The organism is Massilia sp. MP_M2, assembly GCF_039123635.1.
In the GTDB taxonomy this organism is placed as follows: Bacteria; Pseudomonadota; Gammaproteobacteria; order Burkholderiales; family Burkholderiaceae_D; genus Telluria.
In genome coordinates this window covers 100276-115420 of the sequence record NZ_JBCHJF010000006.1, presented here as the reverse complement: position 1 = coordinate 115420, position 15145 = coordinate 100276, and the positions used below count along the sequence as shown (strand labels likewise).

General features: G+C 63.7%; 13 protein-coding genes. 5 read left to right on the top strand and 8 right to left on the bottom strand.

Annotated elements, in window-relative coordinates; all coding sequences use genetic code 11:
- Nucleotides 1-2: 2 nt before the first annotated feature.
- Nucleotides 3-1049 (bottom strand): alpha-ketoacid dehydrogenase subunit beta, encoded by a 1047-nt coding sequence (locus tag RCH14_RS14500; protein WP_343026802.1) that lies wholly within the window; start codon nucleotides 1047-1049, stop codon nucleotides 3-5.
- A gap of 2 nt (nucleotides 1050-1051) precedes the next feature.
- Nucleotides 1052-2284: a 3-methyl-2-oxobutanoate dehydrogenase (2-methylpropanoyl-transferring) subunit alpha gene (locus RCH14_RS14495; RefSeq protein WP_183552559.1), complete on the bottom strand. Its 1233-nt coding sequence runs from the start codon at nucleotides 2282-2284 to the stop codon at nucleotides 1052-1054.
- 241 nt (nucleotides 2285-2525) lie between these two features.
- Here RCH14_RS14495 and RCH14_RS14490 point away from each other — a divergent pair, with 241 nt between their 5' ends.
- Nucleotides 2526-3083 (top strand): DinB family protein, encoded by a 558-nt coding sequence (locus RCH14_RS14490; protein ID WP_343026801.1) that lies wholly within the window; start codon nucleotides 2526-2528, stop codon nucleotides 3081-3083.
- Here the strand turns inward: RCH14_RS14490 and RCH14_RS14485 are convergent.
- From RCH14_RS14485 to RCH14_RS14470, 4 genes are all read right to left on the bottom strand, one after another.
- On the bottom strand, nucleotides 3058-4431 hold the full coding sequence (locus RCH14_RS14485) for an amino acid permease (RefSeq protein WP_343026800.1): 1374 nt from the start codon (nucleotides 4429-4431) through the stop codon (nucleotides 3058-3060). The genes RCH14_RS14490 and RCH14_RS14485 overlap by 26 nt on opposite strands.
- A 331-nt stretch (nucleotides 4432-4762) precedes the next feature.
- On the bottom strand, nucleotides 4763-5464 hold the full coding sequence (locus tag RCH14_RS14480) for an MBL fold metallo-hydrolase (RefSeq protein WP_343026799.1): 702 nt from the start codon (nucleotides 5462-5464) through the stop codon (nucleotides 4763-4765).
- 67 nt (nucleotides 5465-5531) lie between these two features.
- Nucleotides 5532-6350, bottom strand: coding sequence for a TlpA disulfide reductase family protein (locus tag RCH14_RS14475; RefSeq protein ID WP_343026798.1), 819 nt, complete (start codon nucleotides 6348-6350; stop codon nucleotides 5532-5534).
- A 19-nt stretch (nucleotides 6351-6369) separates the two neighbouring features.
- Complete coding sequence (locus RCH14_RS14470) at nucleotides 6370-7695, bottom strand: hemolysin family protein (protein ID WP_343026797.1); 1326 nt, start codon at nucleotides 7693-7695, stop codon at nucleotides 6370-6372.
- A gap of 341 nt (nucleotides 7696-8036) precedes the next feature.
- Here RCH14_RS14470 and RCH14_RS14465 point away from each other — a divergent pair, with 341 nt between their 5' ends.
- Nucleotides 8037-9728 (top strand): methyl-accepting chemotaxis protein, encoded by a 1692-nt coding sequence (locus RCH14_RS14465; RefSeq protein ID WP_343026796.1) that lies wholly within the window; start codon nucleotides 8037-8039, stop codon nucleotides 9726-9728.
- 75 nt (nucleotides 9729-9803) lie between these two features.
- On the opposite strand, the gene RCH14_RS14460 is transcribed toward RCH14_RS14465, so the two are convergent.
- Nucleotides 9804-11204, bottom strand: coding sequence for a PLP-dependent aminotransferase family protein (locus tag RCH14_RS14460; protein ID WP_343026795.1), 1401 nt, complete (start codon nucleotides 11202-11204; stop codon nucleotides 9804-9806).
- Nucleotides 11205-11239: 35 nt separating this feature from the next.
- Here RCH14_RS14460 and RCH14_RS14455 point away from each other — a divergent pair, with 35 nt between their 5' ends.
- Nucleotides 11240-11557: a hypothetical protein gene (locus tag RCH14_RS14455; RefSeq protein WP_343026794.1), complete on the top strand. Its 318-nt coding sequence runs from the start codon at nucleotides 11240-11242 to the stop codon at nucleotides 11555-11557.
- 25 nt (nucleotides 11558-11582) lie between these two features.
- Here the strand turns inward: RCH14_RS14455 and hmgA are convergent, their stop codons facing one another.
- The gene (gene hmgA / locus RCH14_RS14450; protein ID WP_343026793.1) at nucleotides 11583-12878 is read right to left on the bottom strand and encodes a homogentisate 1,2-dioxygenase; all 1296 of its coding nucleotides are present in this window, start codon (nucleotides 12876-12878) and stop codon (nucleotides 11583-11585) included.
- A gap of 174 nt (nucleotides 12879-13052) precedes the next feature.
- Here hmgA and RCH14_RS14445 point away from each other — a divergent pair, with 174 nt between their 5' ends.
- Together RCH14_RS14445 and hppD are read left to right on the top strand one after the other, a co-directional pair.
- A complete protein-coding gene (locus tag RCH14_RS14445; RefSeq protein ID WP_343026792.1) occupies nucleotides 13053-13958 on the top strand; it encodes a LysR family transcriptional regulator in 906 nt (301 codons plus the stop codon).
- 34 nt (nucleotides 13959-13992) lie between these two features.
- On the top strand, nucleotides 13993-15102 hold the full coding sequence (gene hppD, locus RCH14_RS14440) for a 4-hydroxyphenylpyruvate dioxygenase (RefSeq protein ID WP_343026791.1): 1110 nt from the start codon (nucleotides 13993-13995) through the stop codon (nucleotides 15100-15102).
- Nucleotides 15103-15145 lie beyond the last annotated feature (43 nt).

Genomic DNA, 15145 nt, shown 5'->3' with positions numbered 1-15145 from the left:
GATCAACCCTCCATCACGCGTTTCAGGGCCGCGCCGACACGGTCGGGCCCCGGAAAATAAGCCCACTCCTGCGCATGCGGATACGGGGTGTCCCAGCCTGCCACGCGCGCGATCGGCGCTTCCAGCTGGTAGAAACAGTGTTCTTGAATGAGCGCGGCCAGTTCGGCGCCGAAGCCGCTGGTCTGCGTGGCCTCGTGCACGATGACGCAGCGGCCCGTCTTTTGCACCGACTTGACGAGCGTGTCCAGGTCGAGCGGCCAGATGCTGCGCAGGTCGATCACTTCGGCATCGACGCCCGATTCACGGGCGGCTGCTTCAGCCACCCAGACCATCGTGCCGTAGGCTATGACGGTGACGTCATTGCCAGGGCGGACGATGGCCGCCTTGTCCAGTTCCACCGTGTAGTAGCCGGTCGGGACGTCGCCTTTCGGGTGGCCCGACCACGGCACGACGGGCCGGTCATGGTGGCCGTCGAACGGGCCGTTGTACAGGCGCTTGGGTTCCAGGAAGATCACCGGATCGTCGTTCTCGATCGACGCGATGAGCAGGCCCTTGGCGTCGTACGGGTTCGACGGCATCACGGTGCGCAGGCCGCACACGTGGGTGAAGAAGGCTTCCGGGCTCTGGCTGTGGGTCTGGCCGCCATAGATACCGCCGCCGCAAGGCATGCGGATCACCATCGAGGCCGTGAATTCGCCGGCCGAGCGGTAGCGCAGGCGCGCCGCTTCCGACACGATCTGGTCGGTGGCCGGATAGAAATAATCGGCAAACTGGATCTCGACCACGGGGCGCAGGCCGTAGGCGGCCATGCCGACCGCGGTGCCGACGATGCCGCCCTCGGAAATCGGCGCGTCGAACGCGCGCGATTTGCCGTACTTCGCCTGCAAGCCGTCAGTAACACGGAACACGCCGCCAAAGTAGCCGACGTCCTGGCCGTAGACGACGACGTTGTCGTCGCGTTCCATCATCACGTCCATGGCCGAGCGCAGCGCCTGGATCATGGTCATCGGCACGGTGGCCGCGTCTTTCGGTAAATCGTCGCGTGCCATCGTCATACTCCCAGCTGTTGACGCTGACGGCGCAGGTGCTCCGGCATGTCTTTATAAACGTCCTCGAACATCGTCGCGGCGCTCGGTGCGCGCTCGTCGCCCAGGATGCCGAAACTCTCTGCTTCTTTTTGCGCGGCCAGGATCTCGGCTTCGAGCGCCGTGTGCGTCGCGTCGTGCTCTTCGTCCGACCACCAGCCCAGGTTGGTCAGGTACTGGCGCAGGCGGGCGATCGGGTCGCCCAGCGGGAAGCGGGCGTAATCGTCTGCCGGGCGATAGCGCGCCGGATCGTCCGAGGTCGAGTGCGGGCCGGCGCGGTAAGTGACCCATTCGATCAGCGTCGGGCCCAGATTGCTGCGCGCACGTTCGGCGGCCCAGCGCGAGGCGGCCAGCACGGCGAGAAAGTCATTGCCATCCACGCGCAGTGAAGCGATGCCGCTGCCCACGCCGCGCGTGGCGAAGGTGACGCTCTCGCCGCCGGCAATCGCCTGGAAGCTCGAAATCGCCCACTGGTTGTTGACCACGTTGAGGATGACCGGCGCGCGGTACACGTGCGCAAAGGTGAGGGCGGTGGAGAAGTCGGATTCGGCGGTGGCACCGTCGCCGATCCAGGCCGACGCGATCTTGGTGTCACCCTTGATGGCCGAGGCCATGGCCCAGCCGACCGCTTGCGGGTACTGGGTGGCGAGGTTGCCCGAGATCGTGAAGAACCCGGCGCTGCGCACCGAGTACATCACCGGCAACTGGCGACCCTTGAGGGGATCGCGCTCGTTCGACAGCAACTGGCAGATCATGTCGACCAGCGGCACTTCACGCGCCATCAACAGGCTTTGCTGGCGGTAGGTCGGGAAATTCATGTCGCCGTCCTGCAGCGCGAGCGCGTGGGCGGTGCCGATCGCTTCTTCGCCGAGGCTGATCATGTAGAACGACATTTTCTTCTGGCGCTGGGCGATGACCATGCGCGCGTCAAAAATCCGGGTCTTCATCATCGTGCGCAGGCCAAAGCGCAGCAGCTCGCGGTCGGGCGCTTCGGCCCATGGGCCGACGGCGTTGCCATGCTCGTCGAGCACGCGGATGAGTTGCTGGGCCATGTCGCTCGTCTCGAGCGGGGCCACGTCGATAGGCGGGCGCCGGACAGCGCCGGCCGGGGTCAACTGAAGGTACGTAAAATCGGTCTTGCAGCCCGGACGGCCGGTAGGCTCCGGTACGTGCAGCGACAGAGGATTGCTCTGGCTCATATGTGCTTCCCTTGTGAGGTGGTGTGCAGCATGAAGATCATAGCGTGCTGATTGACGTTTACGTCAACTGCGGCAAAGTATTTTCATATTGCTATGCACCATATGGGGCCGGCGTGCGCGCACGAACGGTGTTGTTTGCGCAGGGTCATGCTGCGTTTGCGACCCCGCGGCGTGTGCAACGCGATGCAGCAATTTAGTTTTTGGAGGAAAGACGCGCTGGTGAGAGAATCGAGCTTCCCCCATGAGCGGAGGCATCATGCCGACCTGCGACGACATCATTTTGCTGGCACGCTACAGCGCGACCATGAACCGCAGTGTCTACGAGGCCGCTGCGACGCTGTCGCACGAGGCGCTCGCCACTGACCGCGGGGCTTTCTTTGGCTCGTTGCTGGGAACGCTGAACCACGTGGTGGCGGCCGACTCGATCTGGCTAGCGCGCTTTGCCTGCCATGGCACGGCGTTTCGGGCGCTCGAGACGCTGCGCGGCGTGCCAATCCCGAGCGACTTGCGCCAGTCGTACGGGGACAAGCTGCCGCTACTGCGCGTGCAGCGCGAGCGGATCGACGCGATCATCACGGCGCTCGCGGCCGAAGTGACGCCAGCCGATCTGGATCACGTGCTGGCCTACCGCAACACGCGCGGTGCCCTGTTCTGCAAGCCGTTCGGCAGCTTGCTGCTGCATTTCTTCAATCACCAGACGCATCACCGCGGCCAGGCCAGTACGTTGCTGACGCAGGCCGGCGCCGACCTGGGCGTGACCGACCTGCTGGTGCTTATCGAGGACCGGGCGCCGGCGTGACGCTGGCGCGCCGCTCGCGCAGCCAGAAGCCCAGGCCCAGCAGCGCCAGCCAGATCGGGATCAGGATCACCGAGATGCGCAGCCCCGGCGTGATCGCCATGATCACGAGCAGGATGGCGACGAACGCCAGGCACACGTAATTCGACAGCGGGAACCAGGGGCTGCGGAACAATGTGGCCTGGCCCGCGTTGTCCTTGCTGCGCCTGAAGCGCAGGTGGCTCCACGAAATCATCGCCCAGTTGATGACGAGCGCGGCAACGGCCAGGCTCATGACCATGCCGAGCGCTTCGTCCGGCAGGAAGTAATTGATCAGGATTGCCGAGCCGGTGGCCACGGCCGACACGGCCAGCGCATTGAGCGGCACGCCGCGTGCATTGGTGCGCATCAGCGCACGCGGCGCGTTGCCTTGCGCGGCCAGGCCGAACAGCATGCGGCTGTTGGCGTAGACGCAGCCGTTGTAGACCGACAGCGCGGCCGTCAGCACGACGAGGTTCAGGACGTTGGCGACCCAGCCATTGTCGAGCGCAGCGAAGATCAGCACGAACGGGCTGCCGCCGGTGACGACCTTCTGCCACGGGAACAGCATCAACAGCACGGCCAGCGCGCCGATGTAGAAGATCAGGATGCGGTACAGCGCGTTATTGGTTGCGCGCGGGATCGTGCGCGACGGGTCGTCCGCTTCGGCGGCGGTGATGCCGATCAGTTCCAGCCCGCCGAACGAAAACATGATCACCGCCATGGCCATGGCCAGACCGGCGACGCCATTGGGGAAGAACCCGCCATGGCGCCACAGATTGGACACGCCCGCTTCGGGGCCGGCGCCACCGCCGATCAACAGGTACAGGCCGAACACGATCATGCCGACCACGGCTGTCACCTTGATGACGGCGAACCAGAATTCGAGCTCGCCGAAGGCCTTCACGTTCATCAGGCTGAGCAGGTTGACGAGCACGAAGAAGCCCAGCGCCGAGACCCAGGTTGGCAGTTCCGGGAACCAGTACTGCATATAGATCCCCAGCGCCGTCAGTTCGGCCAGGCTGACCAGGATGTACATGACCCAATAATTCCAGCCCGAAACGAAACCCGCCCAGCGCCCGCAATACTTGTCGGCGAAGTGGCTGAATGAGCCGGCCACCGGTTCGTCGACGATCATCTCGCCCAGCTGGCGCATGATCAGAAAGGCGACCGCACCCGCGATGGCATACCCGAGCAGCACCGATGGGCCGGCCATCTGGATGGTCGAGGCGATACCGAGGAACAGGCCGGTGCCGATCGCGCCGCCCAGGGCGATCAGCTGGATGTGGCGGTTCTTCAGCCCGCGCTTGAGTTGGTGGTGCCCGTCGTCCATCGCCGGTTTCTTGATCTTGCTATAAAGACAGGGATTCTACTGCATTGGCGGGGCGCGGCAAACTCGCGCCACGGTTTCGTTTGGCACGCTATGCTGGTGGTGATGGCAATTCGCCGACACTCACTGGAGACAAGCATGCGCAAGATGATCATGATGGCCCTGGCGGGCCTGCTGTGGAAACAGTTTCAGACCAAGGTCATGAAGCGCCCGGTCGCGCAAAAGAAGACCTGGCGTTACTGAAAGCAAAAAGAACCGTCACCCCTCGGGTGACGGTTCGGTCAGCGCGGCTTCGGCCGCGCTTTTTTTTCGCCCCGACCATCGCGCGCGCGCATCAGACGCTGTGCGCCAGTCCCAGATTGCGGTTGGCCGGCACCGCGACATCCATCAGACCAGGGCGCGGCAGGTCGAGCGCCGCCATCAGCGCGATGAAGTCAGCGCGCTCACGGCCGGCGAGGCGGGCATTGTGCGTGCGCTCCCAGCCGATCGTCGAGACCGACTGGCCCTTGTAATCGTGGCCGGGCCAGAGCCGCGTGGCGGCGTCGAGCGCAAACAGCTTGCGGGTGACGCTGTCGTACAGGTCGCCCGCGCTGCCGCCCTGGAAATCGGTGCGCCCGCAACCGCCGATCAGCAGTGTGTCGCCACTGAACAGGTTGCCGCGCCACAGATAGCACATGCTGCCGGCCGTGTGGCCCGGCGTGTGGATCACCGCAATCTCTTCGCCATCGGCAAAGCTGATCCGGTCACCGTCCTGCAGCTGGATTTCCGCCGGCGCGATGCCGCAGCCGCTTGGCGCGCACGCTTTCGCGCCCGTGTGCGCGCGCAGTCGCCCGGCGGACGTGACGTGATCGGCGTGCGCGTGCGTTTCGAACACGTGCGTGAGGATGAGGCCAAGGCGCTCGAGGTGCGCCAGGTCGCGTTCGAAGTGGCGGTCGACCGGGTCGATGATCGCCGCGTCGCTGGCGCCGGGCGCGGCCAGTATATAGGTGAAGGTGGACGACTCGGCGTCGAACAGCTGGATCGGATTCAGTTGCATGATGGGTTCCTCGGTAGCGCCCATGTTGTACCACAAGCGTGCCGGTGAGAACAGGCAGCGGCGTGGCTCAGGGCCGGATCGACGCCAGCTTGTCGGCCAGTGTCGCCTGCGAGAGCTCACCGACGTGGCGCGTGCGCAGGCGGCCTGTGGCGTCGTAGAACAGCGTGGTCGGCATGCCGGCCGCCCCGAGGCGCGCGGCAACCTGTCTGCCCGGGTCCAGCACGAGCGTGGCTGACTGCGCGTGCACCGGCAGGCGCTCGCGCTCGAGATACGCGGCCACGGTGGCGGCCGACTCGCCCTGGTTGACCAGCACGAAAGCAACGTCGGGGTGGCTCGCCTGCGCCGCCATCAGGGCCGGCATCTCGCGCCGGCAGGGCGGGCACCAGGTGGCCCACAGATTCAGTACTACCGGGCGGTCGGCAAAACTGCGCAGAGCGACTTCGCGGCCGTCAAGCTGGCGCACCATGACGTCTGGTAGCGGCGTATGGGCCGGCGCCAGCGCCTGGTTCAACAGCGTTCCGCCAAACCAGACCGTGCAGCCGGCCAGCACACAGGCCAGCACGGGCCGCCGCAGCGCCGCCTGGCGGCGCGTCAGCTCGGCCCCGACGACGCAAGCTGCAATCAGGCCGGCTACCGATGCGAAGCCGCCGTCGCGGATATCGAACACGCTCAAGGGCGCGGCCAGGTAAATTGCATGGTGTTTCAGCACGAACGCGAGGCGCGCCGACACAAATCCGGCCACGATCATGCGCCACAGCACCCCGCCCGGATCGATGCCGCGCCGGCGCCGGAACCATTCGGCCACCAGCGTAGCGACCAGCACCGCCGTCAGCGACAGGGCAACCGCGATCGGGAGGTACAACGGCCCCAGCCGGACGGCGTCCATCCCGTTCAACGCGCGCGGATCATTCTGCGGCTGGCGCCGGCTCGGGCAGCGCAAGCTGTTCGATCAGGAGCTTGTCGATGCGGTTGCCGTCCATGTCCACCACTTCGATGCGATAGCCGTTCCAGTCGAACGACTCGGACGCTTTCGGGATATACCCGAACTGGTACAGCACGAAGCCGGCCAGCGTGTGGTACGCGCCCAGTTCTTCGTCCGGGAAGCGGTCGGTGGTGTTGAAGACATCGCGGAAGCGGTCGAGATCCACGCCACCATCGAGCAGCCAGCTGCCATCCTGGCGCTGGACGGCATCGGGATCGGATTCTTCGCCATTCACGGTGACGTCGCCCACCAGGGCGCTCATCACGTCCGACAGCGTGACCATGCCCTGGATGTCGCCGTATTCGTCGACGATCAGCGCCAGTTCGGCCCGGTTTTTCTTGAACAGCTCGAGCAGCACCATCGCACCGACGGTTTCGGGCACGAACAACACGTCCTGCACCGCATGCTCGATATTGACCGCCTCGAGCGAGCCATGGCGCACTGACTGCGCCAGCAGGTCGCGCACTTTTACAAAGCCCAGAATCTGGGCGCGGTCGCCACGGTAGACCGGGAAGCGGCTGTAGGTATGGCAGGCGATCAGTTCGAGCGTGTCGCGGCGTTCGGCGTCCAGGTCGATCATGATCAGGTCGACGCGCGGCGTCATCAGCGCTTTCAGGTGCCGGTCATCCAGGCGCAGGGCGCGCGAGACGATGTCGTACTCGGTCTTTTCGAACAGGCCGGCGTCGGTGCCTTCCTTGAACATGCCGGTGATGTCTTCTTCGGTCGGCGCTTCTTCTTTCGCATCGTGGATGCCAAACAGGCGCACGATGGCCTCGGTCGTCAGCGACAACACCTTGACGAATGGCGACATGATCATCGACAGGGCCGACAGCGGCGGGGCGATCAGGGTCGCCATCGTTTCGGGATGGCGCATCGCGATGCGTTTCGGGACCAGTTCACCCAGCACGATCGAGACGAAGGTAATGGCCAGCACGACGATGAACAAGGCGATTTCATAGGCGTATGGCGCCAGGAAGCCCACCATTTCGATCTGCGGCTGCAGGCGCGTGACGAGCGAGGCTTCGCCGAAGGCACCAGTAAAGATACCGATCAGCGTGATGCCGACCTGGACGGTCGAGAGGAAGTGACTCGGGTTATCGGCCAGTGCGATGGCGCTGCGCGCGCCACGGCTGCCTTCTTGCGCGCGCCGTTCGAGGCGCATGCGTTTTGCGGAAACGAGCGCAAGTTCGCTCATCGCGAACACCCCGTTCAGCAGGATCAGAGCGAGGATGATCAATATATCTGACATGACAAGCAGAAGGCCTATGGCCGGGCATTCCGGGCCGTGGCCGGGTCCGCCACGATGGCGCACGGTCGAATCATGGCATAAATGACAAAAGCGTGGCATACCGTTTGGGTGCTGCATGTTGTCAGCGCCGTGTCTCGATCCATTGAGTGGACACTTGACCATCAAATAAAAAGAAAAAACAACAAATCAGAATTGTTGACGAATTCAAGGTCGAAAATATTGATTCAAGCAAATATTGGGTTTAAATTTGATTCTTAAGGGAAACTGGATTCAATCTCCTCGCGTCACGCATAGCCGCTCTTGTCGGATGATGGCTCGACTAATTTTTGGAAGGAAAGATTATGAAACTATCAAGTTGGAAGCTGGCTACACGTTTGGGCATGGGATTCGGGCTGCTGGTGGTTTTCATGATCTTGCTGTCGGGCTTGGCGATTACCAACATCAACGCGTCGGACCGGGCCATCGCCTTCATCCTGGAAGACCGCTACGTCAAAGTCATCCTCACCAAATCGATTGAAACCGAGATCAATGTACAGGCGCGAGATTTGCGCAATGCCATCATTCTCGGCGCTGGCGAACAAGCGCAGGTCGCGTCGATCGTGGACAAGATTGCAGAGTCCGTGCACCGGACCGACGAGTTCATGACCAAACTGAAGAGCATACTCAATACGCCGAAGGGCGAGGCCTTGTACGGATCGCTGAGCCAGGCGCGTGAGAAATACGGTCTTGCACGGATCGCGGCGATGAAGTTGTTGCGAGAAGGGAAAACCGCCGAGGCGGGTGCGTATGTGCTGAAAGAAGTCAGCGGACCACAGGCAGAGTTCGTGGCGGCCCTGGATGCCATGTCAGCGTTCCAGCAGTCGCTGATGGACAATGAAGGCGCGAAGGTGCGGGCGGACGGCCAGTCGGCAATCTTGACCTCCATCGCGCTCACCATCGGTGCCCTGATTGTCGCGACGATCGTCGCCGTGTTGACCACCCGCTCGATTACCGTGCCGGTCAACCGCGCGCTCAAGCTCGCCCAGGCAGTTGCCAGCGGCGACCTGAGTCAACACATCGACCAGACCAATACCGATGAAATCGGCACGCTCCTGACTGCGTTAAAAAACATGAATGCCAATTTACTGGACATCGTCAGCCAGGTGCGTTCAGGCGCCACCGAGATCGCCACGGCCAGCAAGGAAATTTCAGTCGGCAACAGTGACCTGTCTGCGCGAACTGAACAACAGGCCAGCTCGCTGGAAGAAACCGCATCGTCGATGGAAGAATTGACCTCGACCGTCAAACAAAACAGCGAGAATGTGCATGAAGCAAACCAGCTGGCACGGTCAGCGTCGGAGATTGCCCGCCAGGGCGGCGCGGTGGTTGCCGAAGTCGTCACGACGATGGGTGTGATCAGCACCACGTCGAACAAGATCGTCGATATTATCGGCGTCATCGACGGCATTGCATTTCAGACCAATATCCTGGCGCTGAATGCGGCCGTGGAAGCGGCGCGCGCGGGCGAACAGGGTCGGGGATTTGCCGTGGTTGCGTCCGAAGTGCGCAATCTGGCGCAGCGTTCGGCTGCAGCGGCCAAGGAAATCAAAATCCTGATCGGCGACTCTCTGGAAAAAGTCAATCTTGGCAACGATCTTGTCGTCAAAGCTGGCGCGACCATGACCCAAGTGGTCGGCAGCATCGAGCGCGTCACCACGATCATGGGCGATATCTCTGCCGCCGGACAGGAGCAGAATGCCGGCATTGAGCAGATCAACCAGGCGGTGAACGACATGGATACGGTCACGCAACAAAATGCAGCGCTGGTCGAGCAGGCGGCAGCGGCCAGCGCCTCACTGCAGGAGCAGGCTGCGCAATTGGCCAAGGTTGTCAGCATCTTCCAGCTCGCATCCGGGGACGCCCCAAACGCGGTACCGCAGGCACCGGCTAGCCCCAGGACGCAAGGTTCCAAGACTGCCGTGTCGGCGGCGCGCGCACCTGCCGCCAGACGCGCTCCGACATCAGCCACGCAAGTCGGGTGGGAACAGTTTTAGCGATTGACTCTCTGTGCTGATGTCAGCGCCGGTAGCACTGTGTTGCGGGTGGCGATGATCGTAGCGACCGCAATGTCAACCTGGCGCTGGGTTGAACACATCCGGCCGCCGGGCGATCAGATCCGACAGCCGTTGCAGCCCGGTCTGCAACGCTTGACGGTCCTTGATGTTGCCCAAAGAGATACGGATCGCATTCACCGATCCGCCGCCTGCCGCGAAAGCATCAGCTGGCGTGACCACGATGCCTTCCGCAGCTGCCGCGGTTGCCAACTGCGCGGCGTTCCAGTACGCCGGCAATGTCAGCCACACATGCAGGCCGTCGCCATGACTGCTGTACTGTCCAGCCAGAGCAGCCCGTGCCATCCGGTGACGCAGGCGGCCTTCATCGCGTATCCCCTGCATCAGCCTGGCAGCCGACCCGTCGAGGATCCACTGGGTGGCCAGCGCGACCGACAGCGGCGCGGCCATCAATGCGAGCGATCGCAGCGCGGCAAGGAAACGGGCGCGTTGGTGCGGGTCGGGCAGGACCACGAACGCGACGCGCAAGCCGGGCGCCAGGCATTTTGACAGGGTTGAGACATACAGCACGTGTTGCCGGGCGAGCGTCATAATCGGTGGTGGCGGGGCATCGGCCAGAAGCCAGTACGGATCGTCCTCGACGATGCGCACATTGCAGCGCTGCGCGATGCCGGCAAGCGCCTGGCGCCGGTCCTCGGGCATCGTGCTGGCAGTCGGGTTCTGCAAGGTGGGATTGAGGTAGACCAGCCCGGGCTGCTCGCGCTGGCAGGCTTGTTCGAGCCGCTCGGGCACCATCCCGTGTTCGTCGGCCTCGACAGCGACGACGCGCCGGCCCAGTTGGGCCGCAGCGGCGCGCAGGCCGGGGTAGCTCAACGGTTCAGCGAAAATCGCATCGCCCGGCGCCGTCAGCGCAAGGATCGCGGCGGCGAGCGCAGCCTGCGCGCCCGGACAGACCACGATGTGCGCGGGATCCAGCCGACCGCACATCGGCTCGAGCCATGTGGCGCCTGCCTTGCGGTCGGCATCGCTGCCTCCGGCCAGGTGGTAGGTCATCAGTGATTGACTGTCTGCGCTCGTCAAGACCTGGGACAAGCCCTGTTTCAGCAGGTCGTCGAAGTCCACGCCAGCGGGCGGCGGCGGTGTGTTCATGCTCAAGTCGATCACCGGTGACGAGGCGACTTTCGGGGCCGCGACGTAGGTGCCGCGCGCGCCGCGCCCCTCCAGCAAGTTGCGGCGCCTGGCTTCGTCGTAGGCGCGCGTGACCGTCGTCAGGTCGACGTCCAGCCGTGCTGCCAACTGGCGCTGCGGCGGCAGACGGTCACCCGGTGCCAACGATCCCGTCATGATGGCCGCTTGCAACGCATCCGCAATCTGCAAAAAACGGGGCCCGCCGTTCGCGTTCAACCGTGGTGGCCAGTCCGGAACCTGCCGGTCTTGTACGGGTCTTGCCTGGGACATTTTGTCTCGATGTATGGAAATTGCTTTCAAGTAGTATGCTTGAATACTCTCTCCGCCGGCGCCGTCCTTATTTCATCGACCTTGTCCGGCAACAGCCTGGAAATCCGCACACAATGGAATGGTTCCCGATCGTCTTCTTTACGTTCAAAGCGCTTGTGCTCGGCACAGGCATGTTTTTCGCCATCAAATGGCACTACGACCAGGACAAGAAAGACAAAGGCGTGAACCGGCGCGCGCTGCTGATCGGCGTGGCCAAGGTCGTCATCATCTTCCTGGTCCTGCTTGCGGTGCTCGGCTACCTGACACTTCTGCTGGTCAGGAAGCTCGGCCTGGACTGGAACTTTTCGGGATAACGAACGAGCGGCTCGTGCGCCATGATCATGGCGTCGTGCGGAACCGCTTGCTAATGCCGGCCCAGCACCCCTGATAATCCCCCTGCAATTGCGGTGACGCCAGCGCCTGCTCGGTTGGCACCAGTACATTGCGCGTCTCAAACATGAACGCCATCGTGTCGCCCACCTTGTGCGGCTGGCGCGTGTCCGCGCTGCTGGCCTTGTCGAACGTCGCGGCATCCGGGCCGTGCCCGCTCATGCAGTTGTGCACGCTCGAACCGCCGGGCACGAAGCCGTCGGCCTTGGCATCGTAGGCGCCATGAATCAACCCCATGAACTCGCTGGCCACGTTGCGGTGGAACCATGGCGGGCGGAACGTGTCCTCGGCCACTAGCCAGCGCGGCGGGAAGATCACGAAGTCGAGCGTGTCGACGCCCGGTGTATCCGATGGCGCTTGCAGGACAAGGAAGATCGACGGGTCCGGGTGGTCATAGCTGATCGAACCGATGGCATTGAAGTGGCGCAGGTCGTATTTGTACGGCGCGTAGTTGCCATGCCACGCCACGACGTCCAGCGGCGAGTGGCCAATCGGCGCGCGCCACAGCCGCCCGCCGAACTTGGTGACTAGCTCGAAATCGCCGTCGATATCCTCGTACTGCGCGACCGGCGTGAGAAAGTCGCGCGGGTTGGCCAGCCCGTTCGAGCCGATCGGCCCCATATCGGGCAGTTGCAGCAGGGCGCCGAAGTTCTCGCACAGGTAGCCGCGCGCCTGACCATCGGGCAGCGTCACCTGGAAGCGCACGCCGCGCGGTATCACGGCGATTTCCTGCGGCTCGACGTCGAGCACGCCCAGTTCGGTGGCGATGCGCAGGCGCCCCAGCTGCGGCACGATCAGCAGTTCGGCGTCGGCATTGTAAAAATAGCGGCCGTCCATCGCCTGATTGGCCGCGTACAGGTGCACGGCGCAGCCCGTCATCGCTTCGGCCGAGCCATTGCCGGCCATGGTCACCCAGCCGTCGATGAAGTCGGTCGGCGCCGTCGGCATTGGCAGCGGACTCCAGCGCAACTGGTTCGGGGGCGCCGGGTTGTCGAAGCGGCTGACGAGGCGCGGCGCATCCAGCGGCACAAAGCTGCCATGCACGGCCGCCGGCCGGATCCGGTACAGCCACGAGCGCCGGTTATGGCTGCGCGGGGCGGTGAACGCGGTGCCGGACAACTGCTCGGCATACAGTCCGTAGGCCACTTGCTGCGGCGAATTGCGGTGCTGCGGCAGAGCGCCGGGCAGCGCTTCGGTGGCGAATTCGTTGCCGAAGCCGGACAGGTAACCGGACGGGTGGGTCATGCTGGGTCTCCTGGGACAGGTGTTGGGCGTGCGATTGCGGGTCGATGGCAGCACTCTAGAATAATCCCGCCAGTTTTACGAGATGAATAGAAAAATGTAGACTATTGATTCGATGAATACTGCTGGCCTCGACCACCACCACCCGTGGACAATGCGCCAGCAACACTGAAACCCATGATCGAACCGCGCACCATCGACCTGAATTTGCTGTCGGTATTCCAGGAAGTCTACCGGGAGCGCCAGATTTCCAGCGCCGCCCGCCGCCTTGGCCTGAGCCAGTCGGCGGTGAGCAATGCACTGGCGCGACTGCGGCGCGCGTTTGGTGACGAGCTGTTCGTGCGCACGGCCAGCGGGATGCAGCCGACGCCGCTGGCGACGCAGATGGCCGAACCGATCGGCGCGGCGATGGCGCAGGTGGCGCTGGCGCTGAACCAGCGCAGCCGGTTCGAGCCGGGCACGAGCAGTCGCCGCTTCGTGCTGGCAATGACCGATGTCGGCGAGGTGTACTTCATGCCGACGCTGATCGAGCGCTGCCGACAGCTGGCGCCGCACGTCGAACTCAGTTCGGTGCGTGTGGGCGCGGCGACGCTGAAGGAAGAGATGGAAGGCGGGCGGGTCGACCTGGCGGTGGGCCCGTTCGAGGATGTGTCCGATGCGCTGTACCAGCGGCACCTGTTTCGCCAGCCGTTCGTGACGATGTTCCGCAAGGGGCATCCACTGGGCAAGGGCGAGCTGACGCTGGCGCGCTTCGCCGCCGCCGAGCACTTGCTGGTCGATGCCGCCGACAGCCCGTACGACCGGGTCAACGCGGTGCTGGCCAGGTCCGGGATCGCGCCGGCAACGCGCTTTCGGGTGCCGCACTTTACGGCGGTGCCGTATATCGTCAGTTCGAGCGACCTGGTGGTGACGGTGCCGCAAAAACTGGCCGAACGGGCCGGCCTGCCGTTCGCGCTCGAATGGGTAACGCCGCCACTGGATTTGCCGCCGCTGCAAACGAATATTTTTTGGCACCGCCGCTTCAACCAGGATCCCGGCAATGTGTGGTTGCGCGGTTTGTTGGCCGACGTGTTCGCGGAATGACCGTCAACGTAAGACCGTATACAAGGAAGAGACAATGGCAGACCTGTTTGACAATCCCATGGGCCTGATGGGCTTCGAGTTCGTCGAGTTCGCTTCGCCAACCCCGGGCGTGCTCGAACCCGTATTCGAGGCGCTGGGCTTTACCAAGGTGGCCGTGCACCGTTCGAAGGACGTCACGCTGTATCGCCAGGGCGGCATCAACTTCATCATCAACAACGAGCCGAAAAGCTATGCGGCCTATTTCTCGGCCGAGCATGGCCCGTCGGCCTGCGGCATGGCGTTTCGCGTGCGCGATGCGCACAAGGCCTATGCCCGAGCGCTGGAACTGGGCGCGCAGGCGGTCGAGATTCCAACCGGCCCGATGGAGCTGCGCCTGCCGGCGATCCGCGGCATCGGCGGCGCGCCGCTGTACCTGATCGACCGCTTCGACGAAGGCGACACGATCGGCAAATCGATCTATGACATCGACTTTCGCTTCATCGAAGGCGTGCCGCGCAATCCGGAAGGCCACGGCCTGAAGATCATCGATCACCTGACGCACAATGTGTACCGCGGCCGCATGTCGTACTGGGCCGGCTTCTACGAGAAGCTGTTCAACTTCCGTGAAATCCGCTACTTCGACATCAAGGGCGAGTACACGGGCCTGACCTCGAAGGCGATGACGGCCCCGGACGGCATGATCCGCATCCCGCTGAACGAAGAAGGCAAGGCGGGTGGCGGCCAGATCGAGGAATTTTTGATGCAGTTCAACGGCGAAGGCATCCAGCACATCGCGCTGCTGAGCGAAGACCTGATCGCCACGGTGGACAGCCTGCGCGCCGCTGGCGTGCCACTGATGACGGCGCCGCCCGAGACGTATTACGAGATGCTCGAGGAGCGTCTCCCGGGCCATGGCGAAGATGCCGAACAGCTCAAGATGCGCGGCCTGCTGCTCGATGGCACCGTCACGGACGGCAAGGCGCGACTCCTGGTGCAGATCTTTGGCGTGGCGCAACTGGGTCCGGTGTTCTTCGAATTCATCCAGCGCAAGGGTGACGACGGCTTCGGCGAAGGCAACTTCAAGGCACTGTTCGAATCGATCGAACGCGACCAGGTCAAGCGCGGCGCCCTTGGCGCCGCCAGCGAGGCAACGACCGCCAGCTGACCCGACAATTTGCTATCCTGCATGTTTGCGGCGGCCCTTGGCC

Bases quoted from the DNA above. Each gene is read 5' to 3' on its own strand.
- hppD (WP_343026791.1), top strand. From the start codon at position 13,993: ATGGCAGACCTGTTTGACAATCCCATGGGCCTGATGGGCTTCGAGTTC.
- RCH14_RS14475 (WP_343026798.1), bottom strand. From the start codon at position 6,350: ATGGACGCCGTCCGGCTGGGGCCGTTGTACCTCCCGATCGCGGTTGCC.
- RCH14_RS14445 (WP_343026792.1), top strand. From the start codon at position 13,053: ATGATCGAACCGCGCACCATCGACCTGAATTTGCTGTCGGTATTCCAG.
- RCH14_RS14485 (WP_343026800.1), bottom strand. From the start codon at position 4,431: ATGGACGACGGGCACCACCAACTCAAGCGCGGGCTGAAGAACCGCCAC.
- RCH14_RS14480 (WP_343026799.1), bottom strand. From the start codon at position 5,464: ATGCAACTGAATCCGATCCAGCTGTTCGACGCCGAGTCGTCCACCTTC.
- RCH14_RS14500 (WP_343026802.1), bottom strand. From the start codon at position 1,049: ATGGCACGCGACGATTTACCGAAAGACGCGGCCACCGTGCCGATGACC.
- RCH14_RS14495 (WP_183552559.1), bottom strand. From the start codon at position 2,284: ATGAGCCAGAGCAATCCTCTGTCGCTGCACGTACCGGAGCCTACCGGC.
- RCH14_RS14460 (WP_343026795.1), bottom strand. From the start codon at position 11,204: ATGTCCCAGGCAAGACCCGTACAAGACCGGCAGGTTCCGGACTGGCCA.
- RCH14_RS14465 (WP_343026796.1), top strand. From the start codon at position 8,037: ATGAAACTATCAAGTTGGAAGCTGGCTACACGTTTGGGCATGGGATTC.
- hmgA (WP_343026793.1), bottom strand. From the start codon at position 12,878: ATGACCCACCCGTCCGGTTACCTGTCCGGCTTCGGCAACGAATTCGCC.
- RCH14_RS14455 (WP_343026794.1), top strand. From the start codon at position 11,240: ATGCTTGAATACTCTCTCCGCCGGCGCCGTCCTTATTTCATCGACCTT.
- RCH14_RS14470 (WP_343026797.1), bottom strand. From the start codon at position 7,695: ATGTCAGATATATTGATCATCCTCGCTCTGATCCTGCTGAACGGGGTG.
- RCH14_RS14490 (WP_343026801.1), top strand. From the start codon at position 2,526: ATGAGCGGAGGCATCATGCCGACCTGCGACGACATCATTTTGCTGGCA.